The organism is Streptomyces nojiriensis, assembly GCF_017639205.1.
GTDB classification, from domain to species: Bacteria; Actinomycetota; Actinomycetes; order Streptomycetales; family Streptomycetaceae; genus Streptomyces; species Streptomyces nojiriensis.
This window is the reverse complement of record NZ_CP071139.1, coordinates 7,831,164-7,849,814: the sequence shown is the minus strand read 5'-3', so window position 1 is coordinate 7,849,814 and position 18,651 is coordinate 7,831,164. Positions and strand designations below refer to the sequence as shown.

Below are 18,651 nucleotides of genomic sequence, written 5' to 3'. Positions count from 1 at the left end.
TGCCTCGAAATCCGTTGTCGCGGTTCTCCTTCCGCTGGTTCGAACGTAAGCGGGGCGGCCCGGCCGGGGGGACGACCGATCGGTGGGACCGGCTGTCAACCGATCGACGGACACCGGCGAAGCTCGTGGTAGGACTGGTTCCGTGCACATAGAAACTCAGCCGGAGGTCCCGCGGACGGCCGCGAACTACGGTCCCGACTCTGGAAGCCGCTGGTTCGGTCTGTGGGACGGCTATTTCGCCGTCTCCTACCTCGTCACCGTCATTCTGCTGTTCACCTCGGTGGAAAGCCAGACCCACCGGGCCCTCGCCGTCGGTGCGCTGACGCTGATCGTGCCCTGGTACGCGGGGCTCGGCCGGAGGCTGATGGTCCACCGGACGTCGGGCCGGCGGAACATCGTCTTCTCCGCCGGGCTCCTGCTGTTGTTCGCCTCGTCCACCATGCTCGATCTCGCGGGTTCCTTCGCGCTGTTCGCGGTGGTCCCCATGCTCATGATGAGCCTGTCGGTGCCGCCCGCGATCGTGCTGGTCGTGCTGGCCAACCTGTGGCCGGTGACGGTGGTGTGGCTGCGGGGCGGGGAGTTCGATCCGCACATCCTGTCGGTGCTGCCCATCTCGCTGCTCGGCATCGGTGTGTCGGTCCTGCTCGGCCTGTGGATCACCCGGGTGGTGCGGCAGAGCACCGACCGGGGTGAGCTGATCAACGAGTTGCGGCGCAGCCGGGAGCGGGAGGCCCGGCTGTCGCACCAGGCCGGCATCTCGGCCGAGCGGGAGCGGCTGGCCCGGGAGATCCACGACACCCTGGCGCAGAGCCTGACCAGCATCATCAGCCTGGTGCAGGCGGCCGAGTCGGAGGTGGTGGGCAACCCCGAGCGGGCGCGGTCCCGGCTCGGGCTGGCCGGCCGGGTCGCGCAGGACAGCCTGGCCGAGGCCCGCGGTTTCGTCTCCGCGCTGACCCCGCCGTCGCTGCGGGAGAGCTCGCTGGTGCAGGCCGTACGCCGGCAGGCCGACCTGCTGATGGAGGAGACGGGGCTGGCGGTGCGGTGCACGGCCCGCGGCGAGGAGCAGGCGCTGCCGATGGCGGTCAGCGTGGTGCTGCTGCGCTCGGCGCAGGAGGCGTTCGCCAACGTGCGCAAGCACGCGACGGACGCCCGTAGGGTGGACGTCCTGGTGGCGTACGCGCCGGAGGCGGTGCGGCTCGTGGTACGTGACGACGGCGCGGGTTTCCGGACCGGCGACGGGCCGCGGGACCAGGAGCCGGCGGACGGCGCGCCGGAGCGCGAGCCGGACGGCGGGCGGAACGGTTTCGGGCTGCGCGGGATGCGCGCCCGGGTGGAGGAGATCGGCGGAATGGCACAGGTCAGCAGCAGCCCGGGGGCGGGCACGGTCATCGAGGTGACGGTGCCGCTCGCCCCGGTGGAGCAGGGGTCGGCCGATGAGTGAGCGCGAACCGATCGGGGTGCTGCTCGCCGATGACCACCCGGTGGTCCGGGAGGGCCTGAGCGCCATGCTGGAGCTGGACGAGGGCATCCGGGTGGTGGGTCAGGCCGGCTCCGGTGAGGAGGCGGTGCTGCAGGCCGCGCGGCTGAAGCCGGACATCGTCCTGCTCGACCTGCGGATGGGCGCGATGGACGGGGTGGCCGCGACCGGGCACATCCTGCGGGAGTCGCCGCGCAGCAGGGTGGTCATCGTGACCACGTACGAGGACGACGCGGACATCCTGCGCGCGGTGGAGGCGGGCGCGGCGGGCTACCTGCTCAAGGGCAGCTCCCGCGAGGAGCTGGTGCAGGCGGTGAAGGCGGCGGCGCGCGGTGAGACGGTGCTGACGCCGTCGCTGGCGCCGAAGCTGTTCCGGGCCCGGGTGGTGGAGGCGCCGGTGCTGTCCGAGCGGGAGTGCGAGGTGTTGCAGCTGGTCAGGCAGGGCATGACCAACGCGGACATCGGGCGCCGGCTGTTCATCAGCGAGGCGACGGTCAAGACGCACCTGCTGCGGTCGTTCAAGAAGCTGTCGGTGTCGGACCGCACGGCGGCGGTGATGGCGGCCCTGGAGCGGGGCCTGCTGTCCTGAGGGGTGGGGCGGCCCCGGGGCCGCCCCCGGGCCTGCCCCGGGGCAGGCCCACCCCTCAGGCGATGCCGGGCAGGCTCAGGTCCCACAGCAGGGCGGGCAGGTCCCGGCGCCGCTTGACCTTCAGCTTGCGGTAGATCCGGGTCAGGTGCTGCTCGACCGTCGAGACGGTCACGTACAGCTTGGTGGCGATCTCCCGGTTGGTGTGGCCGCGCGCCGCGAGCAGCGCCACCCGGGCCTCGGCCTCCGAGAGCGACTCGGACAGGGTCTCGGCCTCCCGGGCGGGCTCGGCCTCGCGTCCGGCCGGCGCGGCGACTGCCTCGCCGTCGCCCTGCCCGGGGGTGAACTCCTGGCACAGCGGCTGCGCCCCGCAGGACTTGGCGACGTGCCAGGCCTTGCGTACGAGCATCCGGGCCCGGTTGAAGTCCCCGGCGGCGCGGTAGCCGCTGCCCAGCTCCCCCATCGCCCTGGCGAGCTGGAGCCGGTCCTCGCCCTGCTCCAGGGCCTCCACGGCCTCGGTGAGGCGCTTGAGACGGTACGTGAGGTCGCCGCTGGTACGGGCGAGCGCGTACAGCAGGGCGCCGCGCGGCCGGCTGCCGGCCGGGCCCGCTTCGCGCTGCCGCTGCTGCTCCACGTACTCGCGGGCACGCGGCATGTTGCCGATGGCCAGCCACGCTTCGGCGGCGTCCAGGCGCCAGGGCACCAGTTCCACGGCGTCCATGCCCCAGGCCTGCATCAGTTCCCCGCAGGTGAGGAAGTCGCGCAGGGCGGCGTGGTAGCGGCCGGTGGCGAGGTGGCAGCGGCCGCGGGCCCGCAGGTAGTGGAGGCCGAACTGGGTCTCCAGCATCGTCTCGGGCACCGGCTGTTCGAGCAGGCTCATCGCCTCGTCGAGGTTGCCCATCCGGGTCTCGGCGTCGATGAGGATGGCCAGCGGCAGCGCGATGCCGACGCCCCAGCACTGCACGGATATAAGCGACATGGCCTGGCGGGCCTGGGCGGCCGCGCCCGGCAGGTCGCCCTGGCGCAGGGCGACCTCGGCCCGGACCACGCCGAGCGCCGCCTGCCAGGTCGGGGTGTTGCGGGCGGAGCACTCGCCGAGGAGCCGGTCGGTCCAGGTGAGCGCGAGGTCGAGGCGGCCGGCGTAGACGAGGGTCAGCGCGGCGATGACGAGGGGCGTGAGGGTGCGGTCGCTGAGGTGGTAGCGCTGGAGCACCCGGGTGGCCTCGGCGACGGCCGCTTCGCCCTGGCCGCCGCGCAGCGCGGTGCGCATGGCCTCGACGGCCGGGACGTGGGCGTCGTCGGGCATGTCGTAGGAGGCCGCGCCCGGCGCCGTGGCGGTGGCGGGCGTACGCGGGTCACCGGGGCGGGAGGGGTGCGCGGGCCCGGCGGTCGCGAACACCTCGCGGACCGGGGGGCTGGCGAGCGACAGCCAGCTCTGCGCGGCGGCGAGGGTGTCCGGTTCGTACGCGAAGGGCTGCCCGGCGTCCAGGGCCTTCTGGGCGGCGCTCTGGAGGCGGCGGACGGCTTCGCCCGCCTGCCGGGCCTCGCCCATCCAGGCCAGGCAGGTCACGGCGTGGAGGAGGTCGCGGTCGGTGAGCCGGCCGGCGAGGAACTCCCGGGACAGCTGGCGCAGGTGGCCTTCGGCAGCGACGGGGCTGCTGCGCCAGACGATGCTGACCAGGCGGGATTTCAGAGCGGTGCGGCAGGGGCCCTCGGGGCTGGAGTCGACGGCCAGTTCCCCGCAGCGCAGTGCGAGTTCGGGGTCGTCCTCGACGAGGGCGTATTCGGCGGCCTCCTGGAGGACGGGGATCGCCCACTCCTCCACCTGTTTGCGGGCGGCGAGCAGGTGGCGGGCGACGTCGAGGGCGGCGGCCCCCTCCTGGTGGAGCAGTCGCGCGGCGCGCTGGTGGAGCACGGACAGCGCCCCGGGCGGGGTCGCGGCCAGCACCGCGGCACGGGTCGCGCTCTCGCGGAAGGCGTCGCCGCGCAGGATTCCGCAGCGGCCCAGGTCCTGGACGGCCAGTTCGGCGGTCTTGACGTGGACGTCGGTGATGCGGCTGAGCAGGAGGGGCGGGCAGGCGTCGCCGAGGACGGCGATGCCGCGGGCGACGGCCAGCATCTCGGGGTCGCCCCGGTGGAGGCAGTCCAGCACGGCACGCTCGAAGGTCTCGGCGGGGGCGAGCGGCTGGAAGGGCTCGCTGTCGCCCAGGGCCGCGACGCCGTCCTCCAGCAGTGCCTTGATGAGTAACGGGTTTCCGCCGGTGGTCTCCTGGCAGTCGGCGGTGACCCGCTGGGCGGCGGCGGTGGAGAAGCGGCCGGCCAGCATGCGTCCGGTTCCGTCCGCGCTGAGCAGGGGCAGCCGGATGCTGGTGCAGTTGGGCTGGCGCTGGAGTTCGGCGTGGAAGGCGAGCTGGGCGGGCAGCAGCCGTACGGCCTCGGTGAGGACGATGAGGACGCCGGCCTGCCGGACCCTTCGGGCGAGGCACAGCAGGAACGCACGGGAGAGTTCGTCGCCGTGGTGGACGTCGTCGACGGCGATGATGACGGTGCGGTCGCGGGCGATCCGCAGGAGCGAAGCGCAGACGTACGGGAGGATCCGCATCCCGGCCTCGACGCCGCCGGCGGTTCCGGTTGCCGGGTCCTGGGTGTCCGTCGCCGTGGTGCCGAGGCTGTCGAGCAGGGCGGTGGACTCGGCGTGGACGCCGGGCTCCAGGGGGGCGATGCTGTCGAGGATGCGGCGCAGGATACCGAAGGGGAGGTAGCGCTCCGCGCGGGAGCCGGCGGCCTCCAGGACCAAAGCGCCGTCCGCGATGGCCTGTTCGGTGAAGTGTTCCAGCAAGGTCGTCTTGCCGGCGGCGATGGGCCCGCTGATGACGGCGACGCGTCCGCGGCCCCGCCGGGCGCTGGCGAGCAGGTCGTTCAGTGTCTCCCACTGCTTCTCGCGCTCGGCGAGCCTTGCCACCACTGCGTTCCCTTCCCCCGAGGTGTCTGAACTTGCCCTGCACTGCACTGCGTCGCGCCTCCTTGGGCCCCGCCTCTCGGGCGGGAACGGGTCCTGGGCGGGGTCGGCTCCTCCGGTGCGGGGAGGGCTCTTCGACCCTGCCTCGGGCCCCTCTCGTGCGTTCGCTGCCGGGTCGGCCGCCGGTCGTGCGGCGTCCCGGCGGCGGCTCAGCCTTTTCGGGTGGCCGCTGCGAGCTCCTCAGAAACGATCTTCAGGATCTGCGCCTGATGCTGCGCGAGGAAGAAATGGCCTCCGGGGAAACGGTGGATGTCGAATCCGCCGAGGGTGTGCCCTTCCCAGGCTTCCGCTTCCTCGCCGCTGGTCCGGGGGTCGGACTCGCCGGTCAGCACGGTGATCGGGGTGTTCACCGTGTCCTGCGGTGTGGCGCGGTAGTTCTCGATCGCGGTGTAGTCGCTGCGAATGGCGGGAAGCACCATGCGCAGGATCTCTTCGTTGCCGAGAATCGAGGCCTGGGTTCCGCTGAGTTCACGCATTTCGGCCACGATGCCGTCGTCATCGCGCAGATGCACGGTTTCGGGGCGGAAACTCGACGGTGAACGGCGGCCGGAGGCGAAGACACGGACGGGGGTGATGCCGTGGTCGCGTTCAAGCCTGCGCGTCACCTCGAAGGCGAGGACGGCGCCCATGCTGTGGCCGAAGAGAGCCAGCGGGCGGTCCGCCCAGGGAAGAAGTGCGCTGGTCAGGGCGTCGGCGTAGACGCCGATGTCGGTGATCCCCGGCTCGTGCCGGCGGTCCTGGCGTCCGGGGTACTGGACGGAGAGGACGTCCACCGCCGGGGCCAGCGCCTGGGACATGGGGAAATAGAAAGAGGCGGATCCGCCGGCGTGCGGCAGGCAGACCAGTCGGATCGGGCTTTCGTCCGCGGCGTGATAGCGGCGGATCCAGCCATCGGCATTCTGCTTGTCGATCAAGGGGATGAAGACTCCCTGTTCCGGTGCGGAAGCGGCATGCGGTTCGAAGGCTCGAACTCTTTCGCCACTTCCGTACGCGCGTGTTCCGTTGTCCCCATGTCTAGCAGAGCGTCAATGCCGCCAGTACCCCTACCTTGGACCCCTAGCGTGACCGTTTCACGTGGGCGGCCCGGCAGTGGGCGACCAGCGCGCGTCCCCGGCCGGTGGCGTAGGCGGCCGAACACTCCGGTCACGTTCGTCCCAGCCTGGAGCAACCCCGACGCCCCGGCACATCGCGGCATCAGCATGCTCCGGGTCCCCTTGGACCGATCCGGCACCGGCGATGACGACAACGATCGGCCGGAACCCAAGCCTTGCCCGGCGGGGCCGAGTCGAACGTCTCGCGGCACACGCGGGGGCGGTACCGCCTCGACCCTCAGGTCGCTCGATTCCAGGAGTTCCCGTGCGAGGCGGAGCCTTGCGTCGAGTAGCCAACACATGGGCGGTCGGCCCGTGTCGGCGTGACAGCGGCGGATGAGGGTACGCCGCGACATCCCGGCCATCACCGGTGCCCGGTTCGCCGCGCTGGAGGGAGAACTCGGCAAGGGCCCCTCAGCGCAGGGCTTCGACGACACGTAGGCGCGGTTCACGCTTGCCGGGTCCAGACCGTGATCCGCCGTCGGCTGCAAGTGCGCCTGTCGGCGCCGACGGTATGGCTGCTGCTGAAACGGCACGGCTGGTCCTGGCAGGCACCCGCCCGCAGAGCACTCGAACGCGACGGGCACGCGATCGGGCTGTGGACGAAGGAGGTGTGGCCGCGTGTGAAAGCCTCGCGGCGGCCCACGGGGCATGGCTCGTCTTCGAGGACGAAGCCGGATTCTCCATGACCCCGCCCCGCGCCCGCACCTGGAGCCGGCGCGGACACACCCCCGTCATCCGCGTCCGCGGCCGCTCCCGCCGCCGGACCCCGGCCGCCGCCCTCTGCTGCTACAAACCCGGCGAGAAGAGCCGCCTCATCCACCGCCCCTCAACCATCTCCCACTCAAAGGCGCCCGTAAAAGCTTCTCGGCGGCCCCATCGTGGTGGTCTGGGACAATCTCAACCCCCACCTGGCCGCCGGACCGAAACGGTACGAGGCCAAACACGGCTGGCTCACCACCATCCGCCTCCCGGCATACGCGCCAGACCTGAACCGGTTGAAGCCGTCTGGTCACTCGTGCGCAGAGCGGCGGCCAACACGGCCTTCGGCACACCCGACGACCTCGACCGCAAACTCCGCCGCGAGTTACGCAGAACCCAGCTCCGACCCCACCTCATCGGCGGCCGCCTCACCGCGACCAGCCGCGCCCGCTGCCGTTCCCGCCGCCGACGACGCGGCGGGAGATCAACGAAGCGCCAGGGAATCGTCAATTTTCCGGCAAGAACACGCGCTGTCGCATTCGGTCATTTGATCTCTCCGTACGATGAATGATCTTGAGTCGAACGGGGGCGGTCGTGTCAGGGGTTTTCACGCACGAGTGGAGCAGCGAGCGGACAAGGGCTGCCGAGGCGGCAGTGATGCGGCTCAACGGCGTTCCGGCTGCGAATGGTTCGGGGGGCTCGGGGACTTTCGCGTCGACGCCGGCGGAGAAGAAGGCTGCGGCGAACACCATCGAGACGGAGCTGGAGCCGAACACCAAGAAGGCGACGGAGCACGCGGACGAGAGCACCAACACGGCCGTCAAGGGCTTCGAGGGCTGGGACGCGTCCGTGGGGCTGAAGAAGGTGGCGGACACGTGGGACCGGCAGGTCAAGGTCCTGATGGGCCGGCTCGGCTCGGAAAAGGGATCGTTACGCGGCGCTTCGGGCCTGTTCGTGCAGAACGACTTGGCCACGGGTGACGGATTCCGCCAGCTGAACACCCGGTCGAAGCTGCACGGTCTATAGGGGGCGATACATGCTGACGTACAACGAAGTAATGACGACCGACCTGAGCCTGCTGACGACAGCCGCCGGCAAGTGGGACGAGATGGCGGGCGAGCTGAAGAAGGTCGAGTCTCGTTACGGCGACAGTGTCCAGAAGATCGCCATGGGGCCCAACTGGACCGGTGTCAGTGTCGGCGTCGCCCAGACGAGCTTCACCGCCACGCGGTACGAGTACTCCGCCGCCCAGATTCAGGCCAAGGCGGTCGCGAGCCTACTGCGGGATGCGCATGCTCAGTTCGCCGACCTCCGGAAGCGGGTCGAGTCCGCGCGCGACGACGCGATCAAAGCAGGTATGACCGTCTCGGAACAGGGCAATGTCGCCTTCGACTTCTCCAAACTCACCCCGGCCGAACGCCAGGCCATCCACCACGATCCCGACGGTGAGAAGGACATCGGCGTTGCCGTCAACAAGTGGCAGCAGCACATCAACGACTGTGTGAAAGCCGTCTCCGATGCCGACCACGGCGTCAAAATCGCCCTTGAGGCGGTCGTCGTGGACAGCAACAAGGACGCCTTCGGCAAGGGCAACGACGGAACCATGAACGGCTTCAACGCCGACGCACAGGGCGACATCGAGGTCTACGAGGCCCGCAACGCCGAGGACATCGCCACCCGGATCAACAGCGGCGACAAGGTATCCGCTGCCGACTACGCCGAGCTGGACCGCTCCTTCCGCGACAACGCCAAGAGCACCGAGTTCAACCAGACCTTCCTCAATGGGATGGGCGCGCAGAACACTCTCACATTCACCAACCGGCTGTCCGACCTCGCCTACCAGGACGACAAGAAGGGCAAGCAGACCTACCTGGACCTGCAGAAGGGTCTCGCCAACTCACTGTCCAACGCGATGCAGGACCCGAAGTCGAAATTCTACAAAGACTTCCGGGAGCAGCTGAAGACGGCGGGCGTCGAGAAGTTCGACCTCAAGGAAGCCGCCGAGGGTCCGAACACCATCAGCCGCGGCCACGGACAGCAGGTCCGCGGCTATCAGAGCCTGATCACCCTCATGCAGAACGGCGACGGGTACTCGGCGCCTTTCATGCACGACCTGGCGGACGACATCCGCTCGGCGGAGGACAAGAAGCGCGGTGGCGACCCGAACATCTGGGATCTGCAGGGCGATTTCAGCGGCAAGAACGGCGGATGGTTCGCCAACGACCCGCTCGACGGCCTGCTCGGCATCATGTCCAAGGACCCCGCCGCTGCCACGTCCTACCTCGACCCGGGAGCGGACCACAAGAACGACAACCTCCAGTACCTGCTGAAGGAACGCGACTGGAAGTTCGACGACACTCCCGTCTGGCACGGCAACATCGAGACGCACAGCGATACCGAGAGCGAGGGCAAGGACGCCCGCACCGGTCTGGGACTCCTCCTGGAGTCCTCGACGACCGGCCACACGCCGCTCGGCCCGAACCAGGACCCCTGGCCGGCGACCCCTCACACCGAGGGACAGGCGCGCATCATGCACGATGTGATCGGCGGGCTCGGACCCGACCAGAGCGTGCACGAGAACATGCGCGAACCTCTGGCCCGGGCCCTGGCCACGTACACCTCGGACACCCATGAAATCCTCGGAGGGCTGGACTCCAAGTACATCTCCGCAGCGGGGACGGGGTACTTCCAGGACGGCGACAAGACCCATATGGCGGTCAGCCAGAAGGACCTGGTGCAGTTCATGCGGGGCCTCTCGGAGGACCCGGAAGCGTACGGAACCCTCCACAAGGCGGAGTCCCGGTACATCGACCTCTCCCTGGAACAGATACCCAAGGGGGCACAGGGACCGGACGTCACCAACCCGATCAACAAGGCGGGCACCGCTCTGGGCGTCATGAGCTCCATCCGGGAAGACGTGATCAACGACGGCCGGATGGCCGGTTACAGCGAGGCCGACTGGAAGGCGAAGCTCGCCTACCACGTCATCGGCGGCGCGGTGACCCCCATGTACTTCACCACGGCCGGCGGCGTCTCGCTCGCCTTCGGCGACTCGATCCAGCGTGGCGTCGACACCTGGGCCTGGGAGTGGGGCAACCGGATGAAGGGGGAGGTCGACGCCAAGGTCAACCCCCAGATCGCGGACGAATACCTTGAGGTCAACAACCAACTGCCGATCATGATCCGTGAGTGGGCCAAGGACAGGCCGGACGTCCAAGAGAGCTTCATTCAGGACTACAGCCGTGACGTCCTCGAAGGGCGCAACCGCGGTACGGAAACAGCACACAAGTACCTGACCGATACGACCAACTGATCGGGCGGCAAGAGAGCGAAGTGGGGACGTCGATGACGGGGAGCACGGGACGCCGAGCCGTTCCAGTGAAAGCGTGGGCCGGGGCAGGGATATGCCTGGCCCTGCTCGGCGCATGCGCGGCCTGGTTCCTCCTCGGGAGCGAGACGTCCCCACCCTGCAACGGCCTGGCCGAGAACGCGAGCGTACAGAAATCGGTGGGGGCGGCCGTCCACCCCGGCATCAGCTGCGCAGCGCTCGGAGAGGCGATCGTAAAGGCGACTGCGGGCAGCCAACCGGGGCGTCACACCCAGGCGCAGGCGCAGGCGATGAAGGACGTCGTCTTCGCGCTCGGCTGGGTGCAGTCGCAGAAGATCGAGCTCGACCCCGCATTGAGGGTGCCCCTGGCCACTGCCCTGGCCGACTACGCCCCCGACGTACATGAGATGCTCGCCGGTCTTGACAACGAGTACACGGCGAACGCGGGCGACAACAAGCCGCCCTGGGAAGCCGGGGGTACTTACCGTCTGTCGGTCTGGAACGACGTGCTCACGAAAACCCTGCGCGCGGTGGCGGTGGACCCCCAGGCATACGCCCTGCTGCGAATGGCAGAAACCCGCACCGCGGCCGGGCTGCTCGCCGCCGTCCCCGCAGACGCGTCCGGCATTGAACTCTCGTTGCAGCCGACGAAGAACGCCCGCGCTCTCGGCATCCTGGACGGCATCGCCGACGCGGCCACGGGCCCAGACGGACAGCAGGCTCAGAAATGGCGCGACACGGTCTTCGACCGCCTGCTGAAGGAACAGGCAACCCCGGCCGGCCATCAGACGGATCCGGCCGGCCACCTCACCGCCACGTGGCTCCAAGAGCTCAAGGACACCCCCGACAAGGAACGCCCTGAGCGGGTACGTGCCCAGGGCCACGACATGGCCAGGACCTGGGCAGAGGCACGCAACATGGAGCAGCAGATCCGGCAGGGCCTACTTGCCGACGTAGAGCGCAGTGCGCTCATGGCCCACCGGGAGATGAAGCCCTGACCCCTCGACCGACCGAGGGGACAGGCAACAGGGCACACCGAGCCCGGCGGCACTGCGGTGGAGGACGCCCCCGCAGTTTTGGGTGCCGTCTTCGCTACCGTACGGACGATTCCCTTCCCAGGACTGATCGAAGCTGCCCTCCTTGCGCGCGTGATCGCCCACCTGGTCTCGTACGGGCGTTAGACCGCCATCCCTTCTCCTCTTCCACGCCTGCGTCCTGCACGACCTCGGGGCCTCGCCGTCGGCCCCGGGCAAGGCGCGCTTCGAGGTCGAGGGCGCCGACATGGCCGCCCGGTGTGGGAGGCGATCGCCTGCACACCTCGGACGGCATCGCGGAGCGCCGTGGCGTGCTGGCCTACCTCACCCGCCGGGGCATCGGCGTCGACATCGGCTTCGGCACCGAGTTCGTTACCGACGCCCAGGGCGAGGCTCTCCACAGCCGCTACCCGCGGCTGGACGTGGCTACCCGTCCTGGTCGACGACGTCGTGCGGCAGGCCGCCCGCTCCCCGCAGGGCGGCCCGTCGGCACCGGGCACTCCCGACGGGCCGCAGCGCACCGGATCCACTGCCGGGGCGGAGGCGGCCGCGCCGCGCGGACGCCGACGCGGTCCGGCCTGCGCGGACCCACCTGATCGCGCTCCCAGGCGGCGCGTACCTGACGCATGCGGCTCACGCAGCCGAGCCGCTCTCGGCCGGCTGACCGGGCTCGGCGTGGCCGCATGACGAGGACGGACGCTTCTCCGAGTCGGCTCGTTACGTGCGCGTACCCTGCGGAACTCCCCGTCGTCAGGGACCTGCTGCCGGCGATCATGACGCCGGTGCTGGTGATGAACGCCGAGCACGACGAACTGGTACCGCCGTCCAACGGCGTCTACCCGCACAACCGGCTCCCGGACAGCCGGCTCGCCTCCTTCGACTCCGGTCACTTCCCCTGGGAGCAGGCCGCCGCCGCATACGGCGCGACCGTCGCCCAGTGGCGATGCGGTGGACACCCGACTCCGGCATCCGGATGGCTCTACCCCCGTACCCCGAGGGGTAGTTGACGGACGGTCTGGCCTTCGCACACGCGGGCCGAACCGGTCGGCGAGGAGATCGAGCGCCGTCCGGCAGCACCGTCCCGGCCGGTCGTCAGCGGTGGGCGGCCCGGCGTACGGCGGCCTCGGTGAGCGTGCTCGCGGTCCGTACGGCGCTGGCCACGGCCTCGTCGGGGGCGAGCCCGCACAGATCCATGAGACAGAAGAGGGCCTCCGCGCTCACAGTGACGGCGAGGTCCCGCTCGAGCTGGGCGAACGATTCCGGATCCGTCGCCCCCAGCGTGTCCCGCAGCGGGATCAGCGCCTGGTCGATCAGGCCGAAGCGGATACCGGGTCGCGCGGTGGCCGTCTCGGGCCGGGTGACGGTGGCCGCGATCATGGCGCGTACCGCCCCCTGGCGGACGAGGACGCCGCGGAGCAGGAACTCGCAGGCGAAGGCGACCCGTTCGACCGGATCGGTGGAACGGGCGACCGGCCGCAACGCGTCGGCGGGCGCGGGCCAGACTCCGGCCAGGGACTCGCCGATGAGCGAGGGAAGGTCGGGGAAGTACCGGTAGGCGGTGGCCTCGGAGACCAGCGCCGCGCGGGCGATCGCCGGCATCGTCACCTCCGCTCCGGTACCGATGAGGGCGCGGGCTGCCTCGACGATCGCGGTGCGCGTGCGCTGCTTCTGATTGCTGCGGCCCGCCCCGGCCCCTGTCGTCATCACTGCGTCCCCGTTCCTCCGTGTACACGCACACCGATCCTATCACCGCTCTCTCATTATGAGAGTTCACTTGCATGATGACGGCCCACCCTCCTACTCTCGTGAGAGCGAACTCTCACGAAGGAGCGGCGATGACACAGGTTTCCGTGGTCGGCCCGGACGGCGGCGAAACGATCCGCCTGGGGCGGACCCAGATGCGCATCCTCGAGGACGGGACCACCACCGGCCACCGGCTCGGGATCGGCGAGATCACCCTCGCCCCTCACACCGAAGGACCCCCGCAGCACCGGCACGCCCAGCACGACGAGGGCTTCTACGTCGTCTCCGGCACCGTGCACTTCACCATCGGGGAGACGGTCCACGTCGCCCCGCCCGGCACGCTCGCGATGATCCCGCCCGGCGCCCCGCACACCTTCGCCAACCGAGGCGACGAACCGGCCGTGATGATCAACACCTTCACGCCCGACCTCTACGTGCAGTACTTCCGCGATCTGCGCGACATGATCGCCGGCTCCGGGGAGCTGACCCCAAAGGCAACCGTCGAGGCGATGAGCCGCTACGCCACCATCCCCGCCACCGACTTCGCATGACACCCCCCGTACCGTCCAGGAGGAATCCCGTGACCAGCACCGTCCACACCCTCGCCCACCCCGCCGGCACACTCGACCTCACCGTCGACGACCAGGGCGAGGGCCGCACCTACTTGCTGCTGCACGGTGGCGGCGGCCCCCAGACCGTCGCCCCGTTCGCGCGGCTCCTGGCTGAGCAGCGCGACGCCAGGGTCGTCACCCCGGTCCATCCCGGCTTCGGCGCCACCCATCGCCCCGGTTGGCTGACCGACGTCACCACCCTGGCCGAGAGCTACGCCCTGCTGCTGGACGAGCTGGACCTCACAGGGGTCATCGTCGTCGGCAACTCCATCGGCGGCTGGATCGCCGCCGAGCTGGCCCTGGTCGGCAGCGACCGGATCAGCGCCGTCGTCCTCGTGAACGCGGCCGGCATCCACGTCCCCGGCCACCCCATCGCCGACACCTTCTCCCTCACGCCCGCCGAACTGTCGAAGCTCGCCTTCCACGATCCCGCCGCGTTCGCCGTCGACCCCGCCACCCTCCCGGAGGCCGCGCGCACTGCCATGGCCGCCAACCGCTCCGCCCTGGAGGTCTACTCGGGCCCGCACGCGATGGCCGACCCGGGCCTGCGCGGACGGCTGGCCGGCGTCGCCGTGCCGGCCCTCGTCGTGTGGGGCGCCAGCGACCAGGTCGTCGACGCCGACTACGGTCGCGCCTACGCCGCTGCCTTCCCCGACGCCGAGTTCCGCCTCCTCCCCGAGAGCGGGCACATGCCCCAGATCGAGACCCCCATCCCACTTCTGTCCGTGGTAGTGGACTTCGCCGAGGACCGGCGTTGAGTGGGAAGCACCCGCACCACCGAGCCGGGTCACGGCCGGCAGCTGCTCGTACTGGCCATCTGCTGCCTGGGCGTGCTGCTGGTCAGCCTCGACACCACCATCCTCAACGTCGCCCTGCCCGCGATCCGGCAGGACCTGAACTCCTCCGCGACCGGCCTGCAATGGACCCTGGACGCCTACACGATCGTGCTGGCCGCCCTGCTGACGCCGGCCGGTTCCGCCGCCGACCGCCTCGGGCGCAAGCGCGTCTTCCGGCTCGGGCTGATGCTGTTCACCGTCGGGTCGACGCTGTGCAGCCTCGCACCGACGACGGGCTGGCTCGTGGCCTTCCGCACGGTGCAGGCGGCGGGCGGTTCCATGCTCACCCCGGTCGCCATGGCCGTCCTCGCCCACGCCTTCCCGCATCCGCATGAGCGGGCACGGGCGATCGGCGCCTGGGGCGCGGTCGTCGGCCTGAGCATGGCTGCCGGGCCGGTCCTCGGCGGACTCCTCGTACAGTCCGCGGGGTGGCGGTCGGTGTTCTGGGTGAACGTGCCGATCGGTCTGGCAGCGCTCCTGCTCACCACGCTCCACATACCCGAGTCCCGGGCACCGCACCCCCGTCGGCCGGACCCGGTGGGACAGGTCCTGGTGACCGTCGTGCTCGGTACGCTGACGTACGCCCTGATCGAGGGGCCCGGCGCGGGCTGGACCTCTCCCCTGGTCGTGGCCGGCCTGATGGTCGCGGCGGGCGCGCTGGCCGGGCTCGTACCGTACGAGAGCCGGCGCGACGAACCTCTGATCGACCCGAGGCTGTTCCGCAGCGTGCCCTTCAGCGGAGCCATGGCGACGGCGGTCTTCGCCTTCGCCGCGCTCAGTGGATTCCTGTTCGCCAACTCCGTCTATCTGCAAGGCGATCTCGGGCTGAGCCCGCTGGACACCGGACTGCGGCTGCTGCCGATGGCGGCGATGTCGCTCCTGTGCCCGCCGCTGTCCGGGCGGATCGTCGGCAGCCGCGGCCCGCGCGTGCCGCTACTGATCGCGGGGGCAGGCATGTCCTCCAGCGGCGCACTGGCCGCGCTGGTCACCCGCTCGCCCCACCCGTCTCCACTCCTGCTGTCCCTGACGTACGCGCTCTTCGGGCTCGGCTTCGGCTTCGTCAACGCTCCCGTCACGAACACAGCGGTAGCCGGCCTGCCCAGCGCCCAAGCCGGGGTGGCCGCCTCGATCGCCGCGACCAGCCGGCAGGTCGGCGCGGCGCTCGGCATCGCGGTGATCGGAGCCGCCGCAGCCTCCGGGGCGCGGCCGGCGGCCTGGTGGGCCATCACGGGATGCGGACTGGCCGTCGCGGCCCTGGCCGTCGGCACCGCTCGGCGCACAGCCGCCGCTCCCCCGCCGACGAAGGGCTCCCCCATCGGCCCGGGGTCCGCCCCCGCACGGCGGGCAGCCCCGGGACGGGGAGCTGACCTCCGCGAAGCGCCATGACGGCGACGGCCCGACGGCCGGGGCCGAAGGGGCCGCTCAGCCGCGGGTGACGTTCGCCGCGATCAGGCGGAGCAGGTGTTTGGCGGTGGCTTCCTGTTCCGACGTGAGGTTCATGGCATCGCCGATGGCGAGCGGGACGGTGCGGGCCTTGGTCCGAAGGTCCACGCCCGCTTCGGCGAGGCGGACGGCGACCGAGCGCTCGTCCGCCGCGCGCCGCTCGCGCAGGACCAGGCCGTTCACTTCGAGCCGTTCGAGCAGCGGGAAGAGCGTGCTGGAGTCCAGCTGCAGCGCAGCACCCAGATCTCCCGGCCGTGGCCAGGGCCAGCGCCCATACCGGCTGAGGGCGATGACATGACGGCAGGGGTTCCCTGGTCACGACGCTCTCCCGACGCCCGGCCCGGCCCGGCCCGGTCGGGTCGGGTCGGGTCGGGTCGGGTCGGGTCGGGTCGGGTCGGGTCGGCGATTGCCGACCGCGGCGTACCGGGGTCGTGGCGGACGGCAACCAGCCTGCTCGCGTGCGGACCGCCGAGCCTGAGAGCCAGCCAGCGGGAACCGCCCGAGGAGGGGCCCGGCGTGATCCCTCATGCGGTCCCCCAGCCGTCTTGGAGGAGGGCGAAGGCGGCGTCCATGGCGCGTTCGGGGTCATCAGAGCGATGGGCGAAGGCCGATGCTTCCAGGGCGAAGTGGGCAAGGGCGGCGCAGCGGTAGTCGTCGGGCCGGCTCCCGGCAGCCTCGGCGATGGCACGGGCGAGGGCAACCCGGTGACGCATCCACATGCGGTGCCCGTACTCGCTCAGGGCCGGCGTTTCGTCGACGAGGCGCACGAAGGCGGCAAACCGCACATCTCCGTCGCCGGCACTGGTCCGTACCCGCTTGATGTACGCGCACAGCGCTTGGGGGATGCCCTGTCCCTCCGGCCGGTCGCGGACGGCGGCGACGAGTCCGGTCTCCTGCTCGGCGTCCTCGTCGAACACGAGCGCTTCCTTGGTGGGGAAGTACTTGAGCAGCGTGGTGGTCGACACGTCCACCGCGTCTGCGACGTCGCGGATGGTGACGCCGTCGTAGCCGCGTTCGAGGAACAGGTTCAGGGCGGTGTCGGCCAGCGCCTGGCGGGTGGCTGCCTTCTTGCGCTCACGGCGCCCCACGGTTGCAGTCATGTCTTCATCATAGAGAAAATCTGCCGACTTCAAACATTGGCTCGTTGCACTTTTTGAGTGAGTGTGTTTTTGTGGCCGCGTCGGCGCGGCCTTGCCCCGGCCCGCCCACTCCTCACCCGAATGAGAGAGGGAACCACCATGAACGTCACCACCCCCCGCATCGCGATCATCGGAGCCGGCCCCGGCGGACTGACCTGCGCCCGCATCCTCCAGCGGCACGGCATACCCGTCACGGTCTACGATCTCGACGCTTCTCCCGCCGCCCGCAGCCAGGGCGGCACCCTGGACATGCACCCCGGCACCGGCCAGTACGCCCTGCGTGCCGCCGACTTGCTGGACGAATTCCTCACCTTGGCCCGCCCCGAGGGCCAGCAGATGCGCATGGTCGACGCCGACGGCCGGATCGTGTTCGACGGCATCCCGCCCGAGGCCGACACCACCGAGGGCAACCCCGAGATCGACCGCGGCCAGCTACGCGACCTCCTACTGGACTCCCTCGAGCCCGGCACCGTGCAGTGGGCCCACAAGCTCACCAGCGCCGAGCCCGTCGGCAATGGCATCCACCGCCTGCACTTCGCCGACGGCACCGCCACCGACGCCGACCTCGTCATCGGCGCCGACGGCGCGTGGTCCAGGGTCCGCTGCCTGCTGACGGATGCGACGCCCCTCTACACCGGTATCACCTTCGTCGAGACCGGTTTCAACGACGTCGACACCCGCCACCCCCGCCTCGCGGCAACACCGCTGCCGGCACCATGATGGCCCTCCACAACCAGCAGGGCTTCGTCGCCCAGCGCAACAGCGGCGGACACATCCGCGTCTACGTCGCCATGCGGAACGACGAGGACTGGCACCGGCAGGCCGGGCTCGACCTCACCGACACCGCCGCCGTGCGCGACGCCATCCTGGACCGGTTCACCGGCTGGAGCGACCGAATGCTCGGATTCATCACCGACACCGACACGGGCTACGTCAACCGCCCCCTGTACGCCCTGCCCGTCCCACACACCTGGACGCACGCGCCCGGCCTCACCCTCCTTGGCGACGCCGCCCACCTGATGTCCCCGTTCTCCGGGATGGGCGCCAACCTCGCCATGCTCGACGGCGCCGACCTCGCCCAGGCCCTCATCGACAACGCCACCATCGACGAGGCCGTCACCGCCTACGAGAGGGTCCTGCTGCCGCGCTCCGTAGAAGCCGCCGAAGGAGCAGCCGGGGCCATCGACGACGCCTTCAGCCCCGACGGCGCCGCCCAGGTCCTCGCCCACATGACCCAGCACCACTGACCAATCACACGCGTGCACTTGCGCAACGCCGCCCTGCCCGGCCCGGCCCGTGCCGTCAGGGGTTGAGCGGAGTCACCGGGTACGTCGTGACATCGTGGTGTCACGCCCTTCGCAGTTGGCCCGGCTTCAGTCTTCGAGGACGTTCGCGCCCCGGTCGGTCCGAAGTCGCCCGAGGCCAACGTCTGCTGGTGTCCGAGCTAACGGATCCCGTCCCAGCTCGACGGCGAGCTTCGTGGGCCGGCCCGCGGTGATTGCGTCGCCGGGCGTCTCGCACGCCGGGTCCGCCCACGCCGCCCACACCTCCTCGGCGCCGGCCGGCCACCCCCGGTCCCGATGCGGCTCGGCCTTCGACACTGACAGCGCAACCCAGCCCGTCCCGCTCCAAGCACGTGCCC

Annotated in this window: 17 protein-coding genes and 2 pseudogenes; 14 read left to right on the top strand and 5 right to left on the bottom strand. The window is 70.6% G+C overall.

Going from position 1 to position 18,651, the window contains the following annotated elements; translation table 11 throughout:
* Positions 1 to 142: 142 nt before the first annotated feature.
* Together JYK04_RS36100 and JYK04_RS36095 are read left to right on the top strand one after the other, a co-directional pair.
* The gene (locus JYK04_RS36100) at positions 143 to 1,441 is read left to right on the top strand and encodes a sensor histidine kinase (RefSeq protein ID WP_229876928.1); all 1,299 of its coding nucleotides are present in this window, start codon (positions 143 to 145) and stop codon (positions 1,439 to 1,441) included.
* Positions 1,434 to 2,066 carry a response regulator gene (locus tag JYK04_RS36095; RefSeq protein ID WP_189747890.1) on the top strand — a complete coding sequence of 211 codons (633 nt, stop codon included), beginning with the start codon at positions 1,434 to 1,436 and terminating at the stop codon, positions 2,064 to 2,066. Before JYK04_RS36100 ends, JYK04_RS36095 begins: the two co-directional genes overlap by 8 nt.
* Before the next feature lie 55 nt (positions 2,067 to 2,121).
* On the opposite strand, the gene JYK04_RS36090 is transcribed toward JYK04_RS36095, so the two are convergent.
* Positions 2,122 to 5,025 carry a helix-turn-helix transcriptional regulator gene (locus tag JYK04_RS36090; protein ID WP_229876929.1) on the bottom strand — a complete coding sequence of 968 codons (2,904 nt, stop codon included), beginning with the start codon at positions 5,023 to 5,025 and terminating at the stop codon, positions 2,122 to 2,124.
* A 206-nt stretch (positions 5,026 to 5,231) separates the two neighbouring features.
* Positions 5,232 to 5,996: a thioesterase II family protein gene (locus tag JYK04_RS36085; protein WP_189747894.1), complete on the bottom strand. Its 765-nt coding sequence runs from the start codon at positions 5,994 to 5,996 to the stop codon at positions 5,232 to 5,234.
* Positions 5,997 to 6,530: 534 nt separating this feature from the next.
* Between JYK04_RS36085 and JYK04_RS42465 the strand changes: the two are divergent.
* From JYK04_RS42465 to JYK04_RS36050, 6 genes and pseudogenes are all read left to right on the top strand, one after another.
* Positions 6,531 to 7,314, top strand: a pseudogene (locus JYK04_RS42465) (IS630 family transposase); the annotation flags it as partial.
* A 218-nt stretch (positions 7,315 to 7,532) separates the two neighbouring features.
* Complete coding sequence (locus tag JYK04_RS36070) at positions 7,533 to 7,901, top strand: hypothetical protein (protein WP_229876931.1); 369 nt, start codon at positions 7,533 to 7,535, stop codon at positions 7,899 to 7,901.
* A gap of 31 nt (positions 7,902 to 7,932) precedes the next feature.
* Positions 7,933 to 10,188 (top strand): hypothetical protein, encoded by a 2,256-nt coding sequence (locus JYK04_RS36065; protein WP_229876932.1) that lies wholly within the window; start codon positions 7,933 to 7,935, stop codon positions 10,186 to 10,188.
* 305 nt (positions 10,189 to 10,493) lie between these two features.
* Positions 10,494 to 11,201 (top strand): hypothetical protein, encoded by a 708-nt coding sequence (locus tag JYK04_RS36060; protein ID WP_189747901.1) that lies wholly within the window; start codon positions 10,494 to 10,496, stop codon positions 11,199 to 11,201.
* Positions 11,202 to 11,497: 296 nt separating this feature from the next.
* Entirely contained in the window at positions 11,498 to 11,833 is a 336-nt protein-coding gene (locus tag JYK04_RS36055) for a hypothetical protein (RefSeq protein ID WP_189747903.1), read from the top strand.
* A 186-nt stretch (positions 11,834 to 12,019) separates the two neighbouring features.
* Positions 12,020 to 12,244, top strand: a complete 225-nt coding sequence (locus JYK04_RS36050) for an alpha/beta fold hydrolase (RefSeq protein WP_189747905.1) — start codon at positions 12,020 to 12,022, stop codon at positions 12,242 to 12,244.
* A gap of 85 nt (positions 12,245 to 12,329) precedes the next feature.
* Here the strand turns inward: JYK04_RS36050 and JYK04_RS36045 are convergent, their stop codons facing one another.
* A complete protein-coding gene (locus tag JYK04_RS36045; RefSeq protein WP_189747907.1) occupies positions 12,330 to 12,941 on the bottom strand; it encodes a TetR/AcrR family transcriptional regulator in 612 nt (203 codons plus the stop codon).
* 131 nt (positions 12,942 to 13,072) lie between these two features.
* Between JYK04_RS36045 and JYK04_RS36040 the strand changes: the two genes are divergently transcribed.
* From JYK04_RS36040 to JYK04_RS36030, 3 genes are read left to right on the top strand one after another with little or no spacing between them, the layout of a single operon-like run.
* Positions 13,073 to 13,531: a cupin domain-containing protein gene (locus JYK04_RS36040; protein ID WP_189747909.1), complete on the top strand. Its 459-nt coding sequence runs from the start codon at positions 13,073 to 13,075 to the stop codon at positions 13,529 to 13,531.
* Positions 13,532 to 13,560: 29 nt separating this feature from the next.
* The gene (locus tag JYK04_RS36035) at positions 13,561 to 14,349 is read left to right on the top strand and encodes an alpha/beta fold hydrolase (RefSeq protein WP_189747911.1); all 789 of its coding nucleotides are present in this window, start codon (positions 13,561 to 13,563) and stop codon (positions 14,347 to 14,349) included.
* A complete protein-coding gene (locus JYK04_RS36030; protein WP_229876933.1) occupies positions 14,350 to 15,813 on the top strand; it encodes an MFS transporter in 1,464 nt (487 codons plus the stop codon).
* Between the two features lie 36 nt (positions 15,814 to 15,849).
* On the opposite strand, the gene JYK04_RS36025 is transcribed toward JYK04_RS36030, so the two are convergent.
* Positions 15,850 to 16,161, bottom strand: a complete 312-nt coding sequence (locus JYK04_RS36025) for a MarR family winged helix-turn-helix transcriptional regulator (protein ID WP_189747950.1) — start codon at positions 16,159 to 16,161, stop codon at positions 15,850 to 15,852.
* Positions 16,162 to 16,394: 233 nt separating this feature from the next.
* Positions 16,395 to 16,970 (bottom strand): TetR/AcrR family transcriptional regulator, encoded by a 576-nt coding sequence (locus tag JYK04_RS36020; protein ID WP_189747913.1) that lies wholly within the window; start codon positions 16,968 to 16,970, stop codon positions 16,395 to 16,397.
* A gap of 138 nt (positions 16,971 to 17,108) precedes the next feature.
* Between JYK04_RS36020 and JYK04_RS42225 the strand changes: the two genes are divergently transcribed.
* The 3 genes and pseudogenes from JYK04_RS42225 to JYK04_RS41625 all read left to right on the top strand — a co-directional run.
* Entirely contained in the window at positions 17,109 to 17,729 is a 621-nt protein-coding gene (locus JYK04_RS42225) for an FAD-dependent oxidoreductase (protein WP_308431146.1), read from the top strand.
* Positions 17,726 to 18,256 carry an FAD-dependent oxidoreductase gene (locus JYK04_RS42220; RefSeq protein ID WP_308431147.1) on the top strand — a complete coding sequence of 177 codons (531 nt, stop codon included), beginning with the start codon at positions 17,726 to 17,728 and terminating at the stop codon, positions 18,254 to 18,256. The genes JYK04_RS42225 and JYK04_RS42220 overlap by 4 nt, the downstream gene beginning before the upstream one ends.
* Before the next feature lie 114 nt (positions 18,257 to 18,370).
* Positions 18,371 to 18,526: pseudogene (locus tag JYK04_RS41625) on the top strand (GNAT family N-acetyltransferase); the annotation flags it as partial.
* Between the last annotated feature and the right edge of the window lie 125 nt (positions 18,527 to 18,651).

Coding starts and splice junctions, on each gene's coding strand:
- JYK04_RS36095 (WP_189747890.1), top strand. CDS start 1,434: ATGAGTGAGCGCGAACCGATCGGGGTGCTGCTCGCCGATGACCACCCG.
- JYK04_RS36070 (WP_229876931.1), top strand. CDS start 7,533: ATGCGGCTCAACGGCGTTCCGGCTGCGAATGGTTCGGGGGGCTCGGGG.
- JYK04_RS36065 (WP_229876932.1), top strand. CDS start 7,933: ATGACGACCGACCTGAGCCTGCTGACGACAGCCGCCGGCAAGTGGGAC.
- JYK04_RS36020 (WP_189747913.1), bottom strand. CDS start 16,970: ATGACTGCAACCGTGGGGCGCCGTGAGCGCAAGAAGGCAGCCACCCGC.
- JYK04_RS42220 (WP_308431147.1), top strand. CDS start 17,726: ATGATGGCCCTCCACAACCAGCAGGGCTTCGTCGCCCAGCGCAACAGC.
- JYK04_RS36040 (WP_189747909.1), top strand. CDS start 13,073: ATGACACAGGTTTCCGTGGTCGGCCCGGACGGCGGCGAAACGATCCGC.
- JYK04_RS42225 (WP_308431146.1), top strand. CDS start 17,109: ATGAACGTCACCACCCCCCGCATCGCGATCATCGGAGCCGGCCCCGGC.
- JYK04_RS36045 (WP_189747907.1), bottom strand. CDS start 12,941: ATGACGACAGGGGCCGGGGCGGGCCGCAGCAATCAGAAGCAGCGCACG.
- JYK04_RS36060 (WP_189747901.1), top strand. CDS start 10,494: ATGAAGGACGTCGTCTTCGCGCTCGGCTGGGTGCAGTCGCAGAAGATC.